This is a genomic window from Rhodobacter capsulatus, assembly GCF_005144475.1.
Taxonomy (GTDB): domain Bacteria; phylum Pseudomonadota; class Alphaproteobacteria; order Rhodobacterales; family Rhodobacteraceae; genus Rhodobacter; species Rhodobacter capsulatus_C.
Genome location: NZ_SWJZ01000101.1, coordinates 14,182 through 30,666 on the forward strand (window position 1 = coordinate 14,182; position 16,485 = coordinate 30,666).

The 16,485-nt window shown below is 68.1% G+C and carries 18 protein-coding genes; 13 read left to right on the top strand and 5 right to left on the bottom strand.

The window, feature by feature from the left end:
* Positions 1-13 precede the first annotated feature (13 nt).
* Together mlaD and FBT96_RS18075 are read left to right on the top strand one after the other, a co-directional pair.
* A complete protein-coding gene (gene mlaD / locus FBT96_RS18070) occupies positions 14-487 on the top strand; it encodes an outer membrane lipid asymmetry maintenance protein MlaD (protein ID WP_136909136.1) in 474 nt (157 codons plus the stop codon).
* Positions 484-852 carry a DUF2155 domain-containing protein gene (locus tag FBT96_RS18075; RefSeq protein WP_136909138.1) on the top strand — a complete coding sequence of 123 codons (369 nt, stop codon included), beginning with the start codon at positions 484-486 and terminating at the stop codon, positions 850-852. Before mlaD ends, FBT96_RS18075 begins: the two co-directional genes overlap by 4 nt.
* Here FBT96_RS18075 and aat read toward each other — a convergent pair.
* The gene (gene aat, locus FBT96_RS18080) at positions 816-1,454 is read right to left on the bottom strand and encodes a leucyl/phenylalanyl-tRNA--protein transferase (RefSeq protein WP_136909140.1); all 639 of its coding nucleotides are present in this window, start codon (positions 1,452-1,454) and stop codon (positions 816-818) included. The genes FBT96_RS18075 and aat overlap by 37 nt on opposite strands.
* Before the next feature lie 64 nt (positions 1,455-1,518).
* Here aat and FBT96_RS18085 point away from each other — a divergent pair, with 64 nt between their 5' ends.
* Entirely contained in the window at positions 1,519-2,226 is a 708-nt protein-coding gene (locus FBT96_RS18085) for a methyltransferase domain-containing protein (RefSeq protein WP_136909142.1), read from the top strand.
* Between the two features lie 32 nt (positions 2,227-2,258).
* On the opposite strand, the gene accC is transcribed toward FBT96_RS18085, so the two are convergent.
* The 4 genes from accC to FBT96_RS18105 form a co-directional block, all read right to left on the bottom strand.
* Positions 2,259-3,605 carry an acetyl-CoA carboxylase biotin carboxylase subunit gene (accC, locus tag FBT96_RS18090; RefSeq protein WP_136909144.1) on the bottom strand — a complete coding sequence of 449 codons (1,347 nt, stop codon included), beginning with the start codon at positions 3,603-3,605 and terminating at the stop codon, positions 2,259-2,261.
* Between the two features lie 7 nt (positions 3,606-3,612).
* Entirely contained in the window at positions 3,613-4,104 is a 492-nt protein-coding gene (gene accB, locus FBT96_RS18095) for an acetyl-CoA carboxylase biotin carboxyl carrier protein (protein WP_136909146.1), read from the bottom strand.
* Positions 4,105-4,401: 297 nt separating this feature from the next.
* A complete protein-coding gene (locus FBT96_RS18100) occupies positions 4,402-4,956 on the bottom strand; it encodes a hypothetical protein (RefSeq protein WP_136909148.1) in 555 nt (184 codons plus the stop codon).
* A 111-nt stretch (positions 4,957-5,067) separates the two neighbouring features.
* Positions 5,068-5,718, bottom strand: coding sequence for a TetR family transcriptional regulator C-terminal domain-containing protein (locus FBT96_RS18105; RefSeq protein ID WP_136909150.1), 651 nt, complete (start codon positions 5,716-5,718; stop codon positions 5,068-5,070).
* Positions 5,719-5,889: 171 nt separating this feature from the next.
* Between FBT96_RS18105 and FBT96_RS18110 the strand changes: the two genes are divergently transcribed.
* The 10 genes from FBT96_RS18110 to FBT96_RS18150 form a co-directional block, all read left to right on the top strand.
* Positions 5,890-7,215 (top strand): aspartate aminotransferase family protein, encoded by a 1,326-nt coding sequence (locus tag FBT96_RS18110; protein WP_136909152.1) that lies wholly within the window; start codon positions 5,890-5,892, stop codon positions 7,213-7,215.
* A gap of 93 nt (positions 7,216-7,308) precedes the next feature.
* Positions 7,309-7,764 (top strand): hypothetical protein, encoded by a 456-nt coding sequence (locus tag FBT96_RS18115; RefSeq protein ID WP_136909154.1) that lies wholly within the window; start codon positions 7,309-7,311, stop codon positions 7,762-7,764.
* 108 nt (positions 7,765-7,872) lie between these two features.
* On the top strand, positions 7,873-8,028 hold the full coding sequence (locus FBT96_RS20885; protein ID WP_013068305.1) for a hypothetical protein: 156 nt from the start codon (positions 7,873-7,875) through the stop codon (positions 8,026-8,028).
* Positions 8,029-8,218: 190 nt separating this feature from the next.
* Entirely contained in the window at positions 8,219-9,577 is a 1,359-nt protein-coding gene (locus FBT96_RS18120; protein ID WP_136909156.1) for a helix-turn-helix transcriptional regulator, read from the top strand.
* A 59-nt stretch (positions 9,578-9,636) separates the two neighbouring features.
* Complete coding sequence (locus FBT96_RS18125) at positions 9,637-10,080, top strand: response regulator (protein ID WP_136909158.1); 444 nt, start codon at positions 9,637-9,639, stop codon at positions 10,078-10,080.
* Positions 10,080-10,370, top strand: a complete 291-nt coding sequence (locus tag FBT96_RS18130; RefSeq protein WP_136909160.1) for a hypothetical protein — start codon at positions 10,080-10,082, stop codon at positions 10,368-10,370. The genes FBT96_RS18125 and FBT96_RS18130 overlap by 1 nt, the downstream gene beginning before the upstream one ends.
* 3 nt (positions 10,371-10,373) lie before the next feature.
* On the top strand, positions 10,374-13,106 hold the full coding sequence (locus FBT96_RS18135) for a sensor histidine kinase (protein ID WP_136909162.1): 2,733 nt from the start codon (positions 10,374-10,376) through the stop codon (positions 13,104-13,106).
* Positions 13,107-13,216: 110 nt separating this feature from the next.
* Positions 13,217-14,452 (top strand): FliM/FliN family flagellar motor switch protein, encoded by a 1,236-nt coding sequence (locus FBT96_RS18140; protein ID WP_169583587.1) that lies wholly within the window; start codon positions 13,217-13,219, stop codon positions 14,450-14,452.
* An 85-nt stretch (positions 14,453-14,537) separates the two neighbouring features.
* Positions 14,538-14,861 (top strand): TraR/DksA family transcriptional regulator, encoded by a 324-nt coding sequence (locus FBT96_RS18145; RefSeq protein WP_136909166.1) that lies wholly within the window; start codon positions 14,538-14,540, stop codon positions 14,859-14,861.
* A gap of 125 nt (positions 14,862-14,986) precedes the next feature.
* Positions 14,987-16,485 (top strand): enoyl-CoA hydratase-related protein (locus FBT96_RS18150; protein ID WP_169583589.1); only part of this gene is annotated, 1,499 nt, incomplete at its 3' end.

A 16,485-nucleotide genomic window follows, 5' to 3' on the forward strand; every position in this document is an offset into this window, starting at 1 on the left:
CCGGCTGGGAAACATGAGTGAAAATCGTCTCGAAGTGCTCACCGGGGCGGCCGTTCTGGCCGTCGCGGTCGGCTTTTTTCTTTGGGCGGGGCAGGGGCACAGCTTCGGCACCGCGGCCAGCGGCTATCCGCTGAAAGCCTCGTTCCGCTCGGTCGAGGGGATCACCGTCGGCACCGATGTGCGGATGGCCGGGGTCAAGGTCGGCACCGTCACCGATATCGCGCTGAATGCGCAGACCTTCTTTGCCGATACCACGGTGGCGATGAAATCGGGCGTCGACATTCCCGATGACAGCCAGATCCTCATCGCGACCGAGGGGCTGCTGGGCGGCGCCTTCGTCGAGATCCTGCCCGGCGGCAGCCCGGTCAATCTGGGCCCCGGCGAGGAAATCGTCGACACGCAGGGCGCGGTCTCGGCGCTGGGGCTGATGATGAAATTCGCCGGCGCCAAGGATGGCGACAAGCCCGCCGAGGGGGCCGCGCCATGATTCGCGCGGCTCTGGTCGCGGTTCTGCTGACGGCCGGTGCCGCGGTGGCGCAGGAGGCACCCGAGGGCCTGGCCGAGGCGTCCGGTGCAAACCTGCGCGGCCTTGACAAGATCGCCGGGGCCGCCACCGACCTGTCGTTGGCGGTGGGCGAAAGCGTCGACTATGGTTCGCTGTCGGTGAAGCTTGACGCTTGCCGCTACCCGGCCGACGATCCGGCCTCGAACGCCTATGCCTTTCTGGAAATCACCGACACCGCGATCGGCCGCGAGGTGTTTCGTGGCTGGATGATCGCGCAGAACCCGGCGCTTTCGGCGCTGGATCATCAGCGCTATGACGTCTGGGTCCTGCGCTGCAAGATCGACTGAGCCGTCGCGGGCGCCGGGGCGGTGAAATCCGCCCTCTGCCCCAAGGCCAGCCGCAGCCGCTTGCGATACTCGATCCGCGGGATCTCCACCCCGCCCAGACTTTGCAGATGCGGCGTCAGATATTGCGTGTCGAACAGGCTGAAGCCGCCGCGGAGCAGCCGGTCGACGGTATAGGCCATCGCCACTTTCGACGCATTCGGCGCACGCGAGAACATGCTTTCGCCAAAGAACGCCCCCCCCAGCGTCACGCCGAAGATGCCGCCGACCAGATCCGGGCCCTGCCAGACTTCGACCGCATGGGCCGCGCCCAGATCATGCAGCGCGTCATAAAGACCAAACAGCGCATCGTTGATCCAGGTCTCGGGCCGGTCGGCGCAGCCCTCGACCACCGCCCGAAACGCGGTATTTGTTCGAATTGTGTAAGTCTCGCGGCCGATGACCCGGGCCAGAGACCGCGAAATATGGAAATTCTGCAAGGGGACCACGCCACGCAGCCGCGGTTCGAACCAATGCAGCTCGGTCGCGTCTCGTGCGCTTGCCATCGGGAAAATGCCTTGTGCATAGGCCGAAAGCAGTAATTCCGGACTAAGCCCTGCCGTCATCGTTGCCAACCATCACCCCGATCCATAAACTTGCCCGAGTTTGACACGAAAGCGCGGCAATGCCATGGGATTTTTCGATTTTTTGCGCTCGGTCGCGCGCTATGAGAGCGATGATTACGCGATCGGACGGCTCAATCAGCGCCATCGCAAGCTGATCGAGCCGATTGCCGCCGATCTGGCGGGGGCGCGGGTGCTGGATCTTGCGGCGCATGACGGGCGCTGGTCCTATGCCTTTGCCGCGGCCGGGGCGGCCGAGGTGGTGGGGATCGAGGGCCGACAGCATCTGATCGAGCGCTTCGCCGAATTTCCGCAAGATGCGGCCGCCGCCCGGGTGACGCTGCGCTGCGGCGACATTTTCGACGGCATGGAAGCCGATCTGGCGGCAGGCGCGCGCTATGACGTGATCGGCGTGCTGGGCATCTTTTATCACATCATGGACCATTTCCGGCTGCTGCAGCTGGTGACGCGGTTCCAGCCGCGGCTGGTGCTGCTTGACAGCGAATTCTCGCAGCGGCCGGGGCAGGTGATCGACCTGGTGCGCGAGGATCCGAGCAAGGACCTGAACGCGCTGGCGCAGGTCGCGGGGCAGGACAAGGCGCTGATCGGCATTCCAAGCCTCGGCGCGCTTGAGGCGATGGCGGATGTGCTCGGCTACCGGACCGACTGGGTGGACTGGTCCGATGTGCGGCCGAACAAGCGGCGTTTTGTCGCCGATTACTTCCGTCCCAAGGGCAAGCGCCGCGCCACCTGCGTGCTGCGTCCGAAGGCGTGAGGTGAAAACGCCCCCTTGCGGGGGCGTTTTTGTCAACCGTAGGTCTTGGCCAGCCATTTCTCGAGCCAGTGGATCGAGTAATCGCCCTTCAGGATGTCGGGCTCTTCCAGCAATTGCCGGAACAGCGGGATCGTGGTGTCGACGCCATCGACGATCAGTTCGCCCAAGGCGCGGTTGAGCCGCGCCAGCGCCTCGTTGCGGTCGCGGCCGTGCACGATCAGCTTGCCGATCAGGCTGTCGTAATAGGGCGGGATCCGGTAGCCGTCATAAAGCGCCGAGTCGATCCGCACCCCAAGCCCGCCCGGGGCGTGGTATTGCGTGATCTTGCCGGGGCAGGGGGCGAAGTTCGGCAGCTTTTCGGCGTTGATCCGCACCTCGATCGCATGGCCGCGGATCACCAGATTTTCCTGCGTGAACTCCATCTCTTCGCCCGCCGCGACACGGATCTGTTCGCGCACAAGATCGACGCCGAAGATGCCCTCGGTCACCGGATGTTCCACCTGCAGGCGGGTGTTCATCTCGATGAAGTAGAATTCGCCGTCTTCATAGAGGAATTCGATCGTGCCCGCGCCGGAATAGCCCAGTTCGCCCATCGCCTTGGCGCAGATGCCGCCGATGCGGGCGCGCTGCTCGGGGGTGATGCAGGGGCCAGGGGCCTCCTCGAAGACCTTCTGGTGGCGGCGTTGCAAGCTGCAATCGCGTTCGCCCAGATGCACGGCGCGGCCACGGCCGTCCCCGAAGACCTGGATCTCGATGTGACGCGGCCGCTGGAGATATTTCTCCATATAGACTTCGTCATTGCCGAAGGCGGCCTTGGCCTCGGAGCGCGCGGTGCGGAAGGCGATTTCAAGCTCGGCTTCCGATTGCGCGACCTTCATGCCGCGCCCGCCGCCGCCCGCGGTGGCCTTGATGATCACCGGATAGCCCATCTCGGCCGCGGCCTTCTTCGCCGCCTCAAAGTCGGGCACGCCGCCATCGGACCCCGGAACCACCGGAATTCCCAGCTTTTTCGCCGTGTCCTTGGCGGTGATCTTGTCGCCCATGATGCGGATATGTTCCGCCTTCGGGCCGATGAAGGTGATGCCGTGATCTTCGAGCACCTGCACGAAGGTCGCGTTTTCCGAAAGGAAGCCATAGCCCGGGTGGATCGCCTGCGCGCCGGTGATTTCGCAGGCGGCGACGATCGCGGGGATCGAGAGATAGCTTTCCGAAGACGGGTTCGGCCCGATGCAGACGCTTTCATCCGCCATGCGCACATGCATGGCGTCGGCGTCGGCGGTGGAATGCACCGCCACCGAGGCGATCCCCATCTCGCGGCAGGCACGGATCACGCGCAGCGCGATCTCGCCCCGGTTGGCGATCAGGATCTTGTCGAACATCTGGCCCTCACTCGACGATCATCAGGGGCGCGCCGTATTCGATCGGCGCGCCGTCATCGACGAGGATCCGCTTCACCGTGCCCGATTTCGGCGCCGGAATGTGGTTCATCGTCTTCATCGCCTCGACGATCAGCAGCGTCTGGCCTTCCTTGACCGTGTCGCCGACCTTGACGAAGGCCGAGGCGCCCGGCTCGGGGGCCAGATAGGCGGTGCCGACCATCGGCGAGGTGACGGCGCCCGGGTGATTGGCCGGATCGGCATCGGCCGCGGCGGCGGGCACGGCGGCGGGCGCGGCCGCGACGGGGGCCGCCAGCGTCGGGGCGGCATAGACCGGGGCGGGGGCGGCAACGACGGTCGCCTGTTTCACCACGCGCACTTCAAGACTGTCGTCTTCGCCATATTCCCGCACGACCGCGATTTCGGTCAGGTCATTCTTGTTCAGCAACTCCGCCAGCGCCTGGATGAAGGCGACGTCGTTTTCATGCGATTGTTTGGTCATGCGGTCCTCGAAAGACTCTTCAGGGGCCCCGGGGCTTGGACGGGGCGCGTTCATGTGCCCCCGCTTATACGCGAGCCGCGCGGGCGAGGAAAGCGTGAACGGATGACGCAGGGGAAACGGTCCGGGCGGTCCGCGACGGGCAAATTGCGCGATGAAAACAGGCCGCACCTGCGCCATTGGCCGCGCGACCCAAGGGGTCGGCGGCAAGGCGTCGGTGCGGCCAAATATCCGCGACACGACCCGCGGGACGCGGGCGCGCGGAGGATGCGCAGGGCCGGGACGACAGCCCGGCCGCGTTCAGCGCACGACGTCGAGACTGGGTTCGGCCGTCTCCGACGTGGCCTGCCAGTCGGGATTGGGCTGCGGTGTCGGTTGCGGCACCGGTTGCGGCGCGGCCTCTGCCCGCGGCGCAGCCTCGGTCGCCGGTTGCGCCTGCGGTTCGGCCGTGACGGCAGGCTCTGCAGGCTGTTGCGCGGGCTCTTCGGCCCGGGCGCTGGCCGGAGCGGGCGCGCTGTCCTGTGGCGGCACCGCCATCAGCGCGGCGGCCTTGGCTTCGAGCGGCGTCACATCGAAGGTCGGCGGCGGGCCGGTCGGCGCATCCGGATCGGGCACCGCCTCGGCGCGGCTTTGCGCCAGAACGGCGGTCTCGACCGCCACGTCGCAGTTGCGCGCCTGCAATTGCGTGCTCCGGTCGGTCTGCGCCTGGGTGCCGACCTCGGCGCCCATGCCGGAATTCGTGCCCGACGACGTACTTGCCGGTTCGACAGTCGTCGCCGGCGCTTTCTTTGGTGGCACCATGCTCAGCAAAGGTGACCATCCGACTTGGGGCATCAGCCCCGATATGCGGTCCATTTCCCCACTCTCCTCGCGGTTTTACCCCTGTCAATCAGGATGCGCCCCGCAAGTTACCCAAGAGTTACCGAATCCAATCATTTGGCCAAAGGGTTAACGCTGCGGACGGGGTCAGGGCCGCAGCAACCGCTCGAAGAGCGTATCCAGAAAGGGCTCCGCCTCGGCAAAGGGATCGTGGCCGGGGCCCAGCACGGCGCGGACCTGCACGTCGAAATCGGCGTAATGCTGCGTCAGCGCCCAGATCGAAAACAGCAGATGATGCGGATCGACCGGGGCGATCTTGCCCGCCGCGGCCCAGCCGCGGATGATCGCCGCCTTGTCATCGACCAGCGCCTTCAGATCGACCGCCAGCGTCCCCGCCATCCGCGGCGCGCCCTGCAGGATTTCATTGGCAAAAAGCCGACTTTCGCGCGGCATCGCCCGGCTCATCTCCAGCTTGCGGCGCATGTAGCGCATGATCTCGTCGCGCGGCTCGCCGGTCGCGCGCATCTCGCGCAGCGGCGCCAGCCAGTCATCCAGCAACGAGTTGAGCAGCTCCAGATGGATCGCCTCCTTGGAGGGGAAGTAATACAGCAGGTTCGGCTTCGACAGCCCCGCCGCGGTGGCGATCTGATCCAGCGTCGCGCCGCGGAAGCCCTGCGCCGAAAACACCTCCAGCGCGGCATCCAGGATCGCCTCGATGTTGCGCTTCTGGATGCGGGTGAGCGGACGCGGCGACAGCTCTGCGGGCATCGGATCGGCGGGCATCGGGTCGGAGGGCATACGGTCACGGTCCTTTTGTGCGGGCCTTTTCTTCGGGCCTTTTGCGCGGGCGCGGGAAGCTTGACGCCGCCCGTGCCGATGTTAGCCTGATGCTGACCGTTCGGTCAAACGACCCGGCCCGAGATCCGGGCGCAAAATTTGGCCCAAGCCGGGCCCTTCAGGGAGACTTCCATGGCGCTCGACCGCAAGACGCCCAATGATCTCAACGCCTTCTGGATGCCGTTCACGGCGAACCGGCAGTTCAAGAAAGCGCCCCGGATGTTCGTGGGCGCCAAGGACATGCATTATACCACCGCCGATGGCCGTCAGGTGCTGGATGGCACCGCGGGGCTGTGGTGCTGCAACGCGGGCCATTGCCGTCCGCGCATCAGCGAGGCGATCGCGAAACAGGCGGCCGAGCTGGATTACGCGCCCGCCTTCCAGATGGGCCATCCGGCGGCCTTTGAACTTGCCAACCGCATCATCGAGATCGCGCCCGAGGGGATGGAACATGTGTTCTACACCAACTCGGGGTCGGAATCGGTCGAGACCGCGCTGAAGCTCGCCATCGCCTATCACCGCGCCCGCGGCGAGGGCGCCCGCACCCGGCTGATCGGCCGCGAGCGCGGCTATCACGGGGTGAACTTCGGCGGCATCTCGGTCGGCGGCATCGTCACCAACCGCAAGGTGTTCGGCAGCCTGCTGACCGGCGTCGATCACCTGCCGCACACCCATCTTCCGGCGCAAAACGCGTTTTCGAAGGGCCAGCCCGAACATGGGGCGAACCTGGCCGATGAACTCGAACGCATCGTCACGCTGCATGGCGCCGAGACGATTGCGGCGGTGATCGTCGAGCCGATGGCGGGATCGACCGGGGTTCTGCTGCCGCCGAAGGGCTATCTGCAACGCTTGCGCGAGATCACGAAAAAGCACGGCATCCTGCTCATCTTCGACGAGGTGATCACCGGCTTCGGGCGTCTTGGCTCTGCCTTTGCGGCGCAGCATTACGGCGTGCTGCCCGACATGATGACGACGGCCAAGGGCTTGACGAACGGCGTGATTCCGATGGGCGCGGTGTTGACCACCGCGGCCGTGCACGATGCCTTCATGCAGGGCCCCGAGCACATGATCGAGCTCTTTCACGGCTACACCTATTCGGGCAACCCGATCGCCGCCGCCGCGGGCATCGCGACGCTTGAGACCTACAAGGAGGAGGGGCTTTTCGAGCGCTGCGCCGAGCTTGCCCCCTATTGGCAGGAGGCGCTGCACAGCCTGCGCGGCACCCGTCACGTCATCGACATCCGCAACGAGGGGCTGATCGGCGCCGTCGAGCTGGAACCGATCGCGGGCGAGCCGACGAAACGCGCCTTCACCGCCTTCCTCAAGGCCTATGAAAAGGGGATTCTCATCCGCACCACCGGCGACATCATCGCGATGAGCCCGCCGCTGATCATCTCGAAAGCGCAGATCGACGAGCTGATCGGCACCTTGAAATCGGTGCTCGACACGCTCGACTGAGGCGATCGGAGGATGGGCGGGGGCGGGTGACCGCCCCCATTTCCTTTCGGGCTTTCTTAACCATTCTGCGCCATCCTGAGGGCGGAGGATGCCATGCCCACAACTGCCAGCAAGAAGTCGAAACCGCGCGTCAACCCGGAGGAGGAGCTGTCCCCGCTTCTGGTCTGGGGGGGCGGATCCGCGCTTGTGTTGCTGGTCGCGGCCCTGTTCTGGGGGGTCTGGAAAAGCCAGTTCGCCGCGCCCTCGGGGCATCTGTTCAACACCCCCACGCAAGAGGTCGAGGCGGGCTATTGCCTGACCGTGGCGCAGTCGATCGTGTCCAGCGGCGCGCCGCCGGGCAGCTATTTCGAGGAGGCGGCGCAGTTCTGGGTCAAGCGGCTGCGCGACATCGAGGCCGAGATGGGTCCGGCGATCGCGCAGGGCCGGGCGAAACTCTCGGTCGACAAACAGGGCTCCGGGCAGAAATCCTCGGTCTGGTTGCAATATGCGATGGATCTCTGTTCGCAGAAAGCCGTCACCTATGGCGCGCGGTTCCGCAGTTTCGACTGAGACTTCAGGTCGCTTGACACGGATCAGGGCGGCGGCGCATGCTGTGAACCATGTAGTTCACATCGCCCGGGCCGACCCGCGGCGACCGCGTTCTGGAGGAGGCCGCACATGACCTGCACATCCACCCGCAAGGCGTCGCTTGCCCTTGTCGCCGCTGTGGCGCTTGCCGCCCTTGCGGGCTGCACGCAAGCGCCCGAAAAATGCGAAGGCGGCGTGTCCGACCTGTCGACGCTGTCGAGCGTGACGGTGCAAAACCCCTGCTGAGCGGGGCGGCGCCGGGGCCGTTGCGGCCCGGGCGTCTCTGCCGCGGCGGACCCGCTGTTGCCGAACCCCGGCGCAACTGTCCGTGGGGATCGTGAATCGCTTTGTATTTCCGAAGCTTGCCGGTAAGGTCATGCCGTGACGGCGGGACGGGCCCCTTGCGGCCGCACGCCGGGCGGCAAGCGGGGAAACGATGGCACGGTCTGCCCTGACGGGGACGCGGATACGGGAACGGCGGCTGACGCTGAAACTGCGGCAGGCCGATCTGGCCCGCGCGGTCGGCATCTCGGCCGCCTATCTCAACCTGATCGAACACAACCGGCGCCGGGTTTCCGAGCCGCTTCTGGACAGTTTCGCCAAGGCGCTGGGCGTGGCGCCTGTGGCGCTCTCCGAAGGCGCCGAAAGCGCGCTTTTCGAGGCCCTGCGCGAGGCGGCGGCGGGCGGCGGCCTGACGGGGGGCACGGTGGTTGGCGGCGATGCCATCGGCGCGCTGATCGACCCGTCCGAGCTGGAACGGATCGAGGAATTCGTCGGCCGCTTTCCCGGCTGGGCCAAGGTTCTGGCCGCCCGCCAGGCCCGCGTCGCGGCGCTGGAACGGGTGGTCGAGACCTATTCCGAACGGATGGGGCAGGATCCCTATCTGCTCGACGAATTGCACGAGGTGCTTTCGGCGGTGACCTCGCTGCGCTCGGGCGCGGCGATTCTGGTCGAGACCCCGGATATCGAACCGGAATGGCAGGCGCGGTTCCTGTCCTCGATCGCCTCGGAAAGCCTGCGGCTGAGCGCGGCGGCCGAGGGGCTGGTGAGCTATCTCGACAGTATCGAGGCGACGGATTCGGGGCTGGCCGCGCCGCTCGACCAGATGGAGGCCTGGCTCTCGGCGCGCGGCTGGCATCTGCCGGAATTCGAGCGCCCCGATCCGCCCGACCCGGCCGAGCTGATCGCCCAGGCGCCGGAACTGGCCGCCTCGGCCGCGCGCGATCTGGCGCTGGCCTATCTGACCCGGGCGCTGGCCGACAGCCGCCTTTTGCCGCTCAAGCCCTTTCTTGCCGCGCTGAGCGAGACCGGGCTTGATCCGGCGCGGCTTGCGGCGCGGTTCGGCGCGCCGATGGCCGCGGTCTTCCGCCGTCTGGCGACCCTGCCCGAGGGCGCCGCGACCCTGCCGCCGCTGGGTCTGGTCGTCTGCGACGGCTCGGGCACGCTGACCCTGCGCCGCCCGCTGCCCGGTTTTGCCCTGCCGCGCTCGGCCGCGGGCTGCCCGCTCTGGCCGCTTTACGAGGCGCTCTCGCGGCCGATGCAGCCTTTGCGGCTGACGCTCGACATGGCCGGGCGGCTGCCGCAGCGCTTCCAGTCCTGGGCCTTCGCCGCCCCCCGCCCGCCCGACGGCGCCGGGGCCAGCTTCGACGCCCCGGTGCTGATGGAGGCGATGATGCTGGTCACCCCCGCCACCAGCCGCCTTGAGACCGCCCGGCCGGTCGGCACCTCCTGCCGGGTCTGCCCGCGTCCGGACTGCGCCGGCCGGCGCGAGCCCTCGCTGATCGCGGCGCGCTGACGGCGGTTTGACAGCGCGGGGCCAAGCGTGGATAGATTGGCCCGGGGAGGAGGACGATCATGGCCGAAAAGCAAGTGCTGCTGGTCGAGGACGAGCCGAACATCGCCGAGGCGATCCGGTTCATCCTGACGCGGGCCGGCTGGAAGGTGACCGTCGAGGCCTCGGGCAGCGCGGCCCTTGCCCGGATCGCGACGCTGCGTCCGACGGCGGTCATTCTGGATCTGATGCTGCCGGGCTGCTCGGGGCTGGAAATCCTGGCCCAGTTGCGCGCCGATGCCGAGCTGGGGCGCACGCCGGTCTTGATGCTGACCGCGCGCGGGCAGGTCCGCGACCGCGAGGCCGCCGCCGCCGCGGGCGCCTCGGCCTTTCTGGCCAAGCCCTTCGCCAATGCCGACGTGCTTTCCGCGCTCGAGGCGATCGCCGCTCCGGTTCTGGCGGGATCGGTTCTGGCAGATCCGGCTCTGGCGGGCCCGGCTTTGTCAGGATCGGGCAAGGCGGGCTGATGCCGGGGTCTGGCACGCCGCTGTTTCTGGCCCGGCGCTCCTATCGGCGCCGCCGCATGATGGATGCGGCCCGGCTGTTGCCGCTGGTGGGGCTGGTGCTGTTCCTGCTGCCGATGCTCTGGCACCCAGGCGAGACGCCGGTGCCCGACACCGCGCGCGGCATGATCTATCTGTTCGCGGTCTGGGCCGGGCTGATCCTCGCCACCGCGGCGCTGGCGCGTGGTCTGGCCCCGGCGCTTGACGCCGAGGAAGAGGCCGAGGGCAGCCGCCCCGAAACCGGCGAGGGTTGAGCCATGCCCTTTGACGTGCTGGTCGGCGTCTCGCTGGTCTATGTGCTGGTGCTGTTCCTTGTCGCCTTCGTCGCCGAGCGCCGTGCCGCCCGCGGCCGCTTGCGGTTTCTGCACAGCCCCTGGGTCTATACGCTGTCGCTCTCGATCTATTGCACCGCCTGGACCTTTTACGGCGCGGTGGGCTATGCGGCGCGTTCGGGGCTGGAATTCCTGACCATCTACCTTGGCCCGACGCTGGTCTTCGTCGGCTGGTGGTGGGTCTTGCGCAAGCTGGTCCGGATCGGCCGGACCCAGCGCGTCACCTCGATTGCCGATCTGATTTCAAACCGGTACGGCAAGTCGAACCTTTTGGGCGTGATCGTCACGCTGATGTCGGTGGCCTCGGCCACGCCCTATATCGCGCTGCAGCTGCAATCGGTCACGCTGTCCTTCGGCGTTTTCGCGGCGCAGACCCCCGGCTCCTGGGCGCTGCCCGACCAATCGGCGACGGCGCTCTGGATCGCGGGCGGGCTGGCGCTGTTCACCATCCTGTTCGGCACCCGCAATCTCGACGCGAACGAGCGTCACCACGGCGTTGTCACCGCCATCGCGCTGGAAGCGATCGTGAAACTGGTGGCGCTGCTGGCCGTCGGCATCTGGGTCGTCTGGGGCGTGGCGGGGGGGATTTCCGACATCCTCGCCCGGATCGACGCCTCGGACATCGCCGACTGGAGCCTGAAGCCCGGCCGCTTTGCCGGGCTGACCTTCGTTTCGGCCGCCGCCGTGCTGACCCTGCCGCGGATGTTTCAGGTGCTGGTGGTCGAAAACACCGACGAGCGGCATCTGGGCACCGCCAGCTGGGCCTTTCCGGCCTATCTGATGCTGATGAGCCTTTTCGTCGTGCCGATCGCCGTCGTCGGGCTTGGCCATCCGGGCGCCGGGAGCAATCCCGATCTCTTCGTGCTGACCCTGCCGCTCTCCGAGGGCCGCGGCACGCTGGCGCTGCTGGCCTTTCTGGGCGGGTTTTCCTCGGCCACCTCGATGGTGATCGTCGCGGCCATCGCGCTGTCGACCATGGTGTCGAACCATGTCGTCACGCCTTTGTGGCTGGCGATCTACCGCGACGAACCGGCCGAGCGCGGCGATGTCCGGGGTCTTGTGCTGATGTCGCGCCGCCTCTCGATCGGGCTCGTGCTGGCGATGGGCTACGGCTATTACAAGCTCTCGGGCGGGACCGAGGCGCTGGCCGAGATCGGGCTGATCGCCTTTGTCGGCGCGGCGCAGGTGCTGCCCGCGCTTCTGGGCGGGATCTACTGGCGCGGGGCGACGCATCTGGGCGCGGCGATCGGACTTCTGACCGGCTTTGCGATCTGGCTTTACGCGCTTTTCCTGCCCTCGGTCGGCGAAAGCGGGCTGATCTCGGCGCAGCTGATGGCCGAGGGGCCCTTTGGCCTGACCTGGCTGCGCCCGCAGGCGCTTTTCGGCATTCAGGGGCTGGATCCGCTCTTGCATGCGCTGTTCTGGAGCCTTTTGTTCAACACCCTGGCTTTCCTTGTGTTTTCGATCCTGTCCTTTCCGGGCCCGGTGGAGCGGCTGCAGGGCGTCGCCTTCGTCAATGTCTTCGAGGGGCGGCCCGGCGCGCGCGGCTGGTCGCGCACCCAGGCCGAGGCCGAAGATCTTCTGTCGATGGCGCAGCGCATCCTGGGCGCCGAGGAGGCGCAGCTCTTCTTTCAGGCGCAGGCGGCGGCACAGGGCAAGCGCGGCTTCCTGCCCGATCCGACGCCGGATTTTCTGGCGGCGCTCGAACGGCAGCTGGCCGGATCGGTCGGCGCGGCGACGGCGCATGCGATGATTTCACAGCTGACCGGCGGCGCGGCGGTCTCGGTGCAGGATCTGATCGCGGTGGCCAATGAGGCCGCGGAGATCAAGGAATATTCCGCCCAGCTCGAGGCGAAATCGGCGGAACTTGCCCGCACCGCCCGCGCGCTCTCCGAGGCGAATGCGAAGCTGACCGCGCTTTCGGTGCAAAAGGATGCGTTCCTTGGCCAGATCAGCCACGAATTGCGCACGCCGATGACCTCGATCCGGGCGTTTTCGGAAATCCTGATGGAGCCCGACCTGCCCGAGCCGCTGCGGGCGCAATATGCGGAAATCATTCACGAAGAGGCGCGCCGCCTGACCCGTCTTCTGGATGATCTCCTCGATCTTGCGGTGCTGGAAAACCGCAAGGTGCAGCTGAACATTTCGGTGGCGAACCTGCATGACCTGATCGACCGGGCGGTGCAGGCGGCGTCCTCGACCCGGCCCGAGCGCGATTTCCGCTATGAGCGCGATTTTCCGACCGAACACATGCCGGTCTTCACCGACACCGACCGGCTGGTGCAGGTCTTCATCAACCTGATTTCGAATGCGCGCAAATATTGCGGCGCCGAACGCGCGGTGCTGCGCATCGAGGTGAAAAAGCGCGGCAAGCTGGTGCAGATCGACTTTTGCGACAACGGCGCGGGGATCCCGAAGGCCGCACAGGGGCTGATCTTCGAGAAATTCTCGCGGCTGACCGACACCTCGAAGGCGGGGGGCGCGGGGCTTGGCCTCGCGATCTGCCGCGAGATCATGGCCAACCTTGGCGGCTCGATCGACTATCTGCCGGGGCAGGGCGGCGCGGCCTTCCGCGTGACGCTGCCGCTGCGCCGCCAGGGTCCGGGCCCGGTCTGGGGCGGCGTGACAAGCCCCGGGAAAGACCGCGAAAAAGTGTAAAGTCCGGGCGCAGATCTCAACCTTTTGTAAACCTTGATCTGCGATTCCTTATCCGTCGACGCACAGGGAAACGGCGGGACGGGATGACGGAAGAACGGCTTCAAACAGTGATGCGGCGCAAGGCCGAGGCGGGCAGGCCCGCGGCGGACGGCTCTCCGGTCACGGCCGAACGGGCAATCGTGCAGGCGGTCTCGAAAGTGGCGCAGGACATGTTCCAGCTGCCCGCCCAGGTCCTGCAGGTGAGCGAGGGGCGGCGGACGCTGGCCGATCTGCCCGAGGCGATCGACCCGTTTTCGCTCATCGCGATCATCGAGGGGCCCGAGGAAAGCATGGGCATCATCGCCCTGCCGCCAGAGACGCTTTCGGTGCTGATCGAGATGCAGACCACCGGCAATCTGGGCAAGGCGCCGCCGCCGCCGCGCAAGCCGACGCGGATCGACGCCTCGATGGTGGTCGATTTCCTCGATACGACGCTCGCGATGATCGAGGAAACGCTGGTCGAGACCGAGGCGGTGATCTGGGCGGGCGGGTTCCGCTATGCCTCTTATCTCGATGATCCGCGCCCGCTTGGCCTGTTGCTTGAAGACATGGGATACCGGCTCTGGCAGCTGGAAATCGGCTTTGGCGCCGGGTTCGAGCGCAAGGGCAAGCTGGTCTGGGCGGTGCCGGTGAACGGGCGCGGCCATTCGCTGCGCCGGATGCCCGGGCTGGCCGACGAGGGGCCGATCTCTCCCGACCGCGAGGCGGCGGAATGGGCGCATCGGCTGGAAAATTCGGTGATGGGCGCCTCGGCGCAACTGGATGCGGTGCTGCACCGGGTGACGCTGCCCCTGGCGGCGGTGATGCGGCTGCGCGCCGGGATGGACATTCCGATCCCGTCGGACGCTTTGGAAAATCTGACGGTCGAGGGGGTCGGGCGGCGCAAGCTGTCGGCCGCGCGGCTGGGCCAGCATCGCGGCCTGCGCGCGGTGCGGCTGATCGAACACGAGGAAGAAGAGCTGATGGCGCCGCCGGAACCGAAGGTGCGCCGCGTCGTGCCGCCGCCTTTCGAGGCGGGGCCGAGCCCCTTTGCCGGGAAATCGGCGCCAAGCGGCCCGCGCGCGCCGCTCGACCGGATCGATTCCCCGGCCTATGATCCGCTGCCCGGGGGCGGCGGGTTGGGCGGTTTGGGCGGTCTGGGCGGTCTGGAGAGCGGTGGCGAACTGGGCGGTCTGGGCGGTCTGGGGGGCCTTGGCGGCTTCGACAGCGGGGACGATCTGCCGCCGATGGGGCTGACGCTGGACGGGTTCGGCGCCGAGGATCCGGCGGGCGATCTGCCGCCGCTCAAGATCGGCTCCAGTTTCTGAGCCGGTCCTCCGGGCCTGTCGATTGACCTGAATCAAGGCATTTTCCCGCGTTTTGCGCTTCCATCGCGCAGGACAGGAGGATGCGATGAAATCCCTCGAACTCCGGCGGGAGGAGCTTTTGGCCCGCAAGGCGGCACTGACGGCGCGGATCGCGCAGATCTCGGACGAGTTCGAAACGCATGAGGCCAAGGACTGGGCCGAGATGGCGACCGAGCGCGAGGGGGATGAGGTGCTTGCCGATCTGGGCGATGCGGCGCGGGCCGAGCTGCGGATGATCGACGCGGCGCTGGCGCGGCTCGATGATGGCGAATATGGCTATTGCGTCAGCTGTGGCGAGCCGATCTCCGAGGAGCGGCTGGATCTTCTGCCCGCCACCCCCTTCTGCCGCGACCACGCCGCCCGGCACTGAGACCCCGGCTCTGGTCGTGGCCTGACGGGCGCGAAGATTTTCCTGTTCAAACCGCGGCTTGAGGCCGGGTTGCGCTTGCCGTGACCCGGTTTGCGCGCGTAACCTGCGGCAAAACCGGAGGGGGCATGGCAAGACGGGTGAGCGTGCAGCGGCGGGAGGGCGTGGCGCTTGTGACGCTGGAGGGCGCGGCGACGGGTCCGAAGGACTGCGGCTTCGATCCGGCGCTGCGCCGGGCGCTTGACGCCGCGCTGAGCGAGGCTTTCGCGACCCCGGGGCTGCAGGCGATCGTTCTGCGCGCCGGGCCGGGGGGCTGGCCCTGCGGCATCGACCCGGCCGAGGATTACAGCCCCGACCAGCCGACGCTTGCGGCGCTGTGCGCGCGGCTTTTGCAGGCGAGCGTGCCGGTGGTGGCGGTGCTGTCGGGCACGATTTCGGGCGGGGCGCTGGCGCTGACGCAGGTTGCGGGGCTGCGCCTTGCGCTTGCCGCGACGCGGTTTCACTGCCCCGAGGCGGGGCTGAACCTTCTGCCTGCGGCGGGGGGCACGGTGCGGCTGGTGCGCCGCGCGGGCGGGGCGGCGCTGGAGGCGCTGCTGTCGGGCCGGGTGCTCGATCCGGCGCAGGCTATGGCGCTGGGCCTGTGCGATGCCGTCGCCTCCGAGGGCACGATCGAGACCGCCGCGTTGGCCGAGGCCTTGCGGGTTGCGGCGCTGGGCCCCGAAGCGCCGTTTTCCCCGCGCGAGGGCGCGCTGGCCGATCCGGGCGCGGCGCTGGATGCGCTGGCGGCGGCGCGGGCCCGCCATTCTGCGCGCATCGATCTGCCCGCCATCGCCCGCATCGCCGAGGTCGCCGAGGCGGCGCTGCTGCTGCCGCTCTCCGCCGCGCTGGACGTCGAGGCGGTGGCCTTTGACGATCTTTCCCGCAGTGACACCGCGGCGGCGCTGCGGCATCTGGCGCGGGCGCGGGCGGCGGCGCAACAGCTTGCCGCCGTGCCGACCGAGGGCGTCGCGCCGGTCCTGCGCGTGGCGCTGTGGAACCCCTCGGCGGCGCAGACCGAGGCGCTGCTGCGGCGCGGGCTTTCGGTGCAGATCTGCACCACCGCGCCCGAGGCTCTGGCGCGTCTGCTGACCGGGATCGCCCGCGCGCAGGAACAGGCGGTGGCCGCGGGGGCGCTGGACCCCGCCCGCCGCGCCGCCGATTGGGCGCGGCTGGATCCGGTCGCCGCCCCCGAGGCCTTCGGGCCGACCGATCTGGTGATTGCGAAACCCGTCAGCCTTGAGGAGCGCGACCGGCTGCGGCGGGCGCTGCCCGCGGGGGCGGTTCTGGCGCTTTCTGGCACCGCACCGGGCCCGGGCGAGCTGGGCATCGACCGCAGCCAGCGCTTCGCGGCGATCTGGGCGGCGACGCCCGAACGGCTGGCCGATCTGCCGCGGCTGGCGGCGGTCCTGCGGGCGGGCGGGATGCGGGTTCTTCATGCCCGGGCGCTGGCGCTGCGGCTGGAGGCGGCCTGGCTTTGCGCCGCCGATCGCTGCGTTCTGGCCGGGGCCGCGCCGCAGGCGGTCGATGCCGCGCTGACGCGCTGGGGCTTTGCCGAGGGGCCCTTTGCCCGCGCCGCGCGGCTGGGCGC

Coding starts and splice junctions, on each gene's coding strand:
- mlaD (WP_136909136.1), top strand. CDS start 14: ATGAGTGAAAATCGTCTCGAAGTGCTCACCGGGGCGGCCGTTCTGGCC.
- FBT96_RS18075 (WP_136909138.1), top strand. CDS start 484: ATGATTCGCGCGGCTCTGGTCGCGGTTCTGCTGACGGCCGGTGCCGCG.
- aat (WP_136909140.1), bottom strand. CDS start 1,454: ATGACGGCAGGGCTTAGTCCGGAATTACTGCTTTCGGCCTATGCACAA.
- FBT96_RS18085 (WP_136909142.1), top strand. CDS start 1,519: ATGGGATTTTTCGATTTTTTGCGCTCGGTCGCGCGCTATGAGAGCGAT.
- accC (WP_136909144.1), bottom strand. CDS start 3,605: ATGTTCGACAAGATCCTGATCGCCAACCGGGGCGAGATCGCGCTGCGC.
- accB (WP_136909146.1), bottom strand. CDS start 4,104: ATGACCAAACAATCGCATGAAAACGACGTCGCCTTCATCCAGGCGCTG.
- FBT96_RS18100 (WP_136909148.1), bottom strand. CDS start 4,956: ATGGACCGCATATCGGGGCTGATGCCCCAAGTCGGATGGTCACCTTTG.
- FBT96_RS18105 (WP_136909150.1), bottom strand. CDS start 5,718: ATGCCCTCCGACCCGATGCCCGCCGATCCGATGCCCGCAGAGCTGTCG.
- FBT96_RS18110 (WP_136909152.1), top strand. CDS start 5,890: ATGGCGCTCGACCGCAAGACGCCCAATGATCTCAACGCCTTCTGGATG.
- FBT96_RS18115 (WP_136909154.1), top strand. CDS start 7,309: ATGCCCACAACTGCCAGCAAGAAGTCGAAACCGCGCGTCAACCCGGAG.
- FBT96_RS20885 (WP_013068305.1), top strand. CDS start 7,873: ATGACCTGCACATCCACCCGCAAGGCGTCGCTTGCCCTTGTCGCCGCT.
- FBT96_RS18120 (WP_136909156.1), top strand. CDS start 8,219: ATGGCACGGTCTGCCCTGACGGGGACGCGGATACGGGAACGGCGGCTG.
- FBT96_RS18125 (WP_136909158.1), top strand. CDS start 9,637: ATGGCCGAAAAGCAAGTGCTGCTGGTCGAGGACGAGCCGAACATCGCC.
- FBT96_RS18130 (WP_136909160.1), top strand. CDS start 10,080: ATGCCGGGGTCTGGCACGCCGCTGTTTCTGGCCCGGCGCTCCTATCGG.
- FBT96_RS18135 (WP_136909162.1), top strand. CDS start 10,374: ATGCCCTTTGACGTGCTGGTCGGCGTCTCGCTGGTCTATGTGCTGGTG.
- FBT96_RS18140 (WP_169583587.1), top strand. CDS start 13,217: ATGCGGCGCAAGGCCGAGGCGGGCAGGCCCGCGGCGGACGGCTCTCCG.
- FBT96_RS18145 (WP_136909166.1), top strand. CDS start 14,538: ATGAAATCCCTCGAACTCCGGCGGGAGGAGCTTTTGGCCCGCAAGGCG.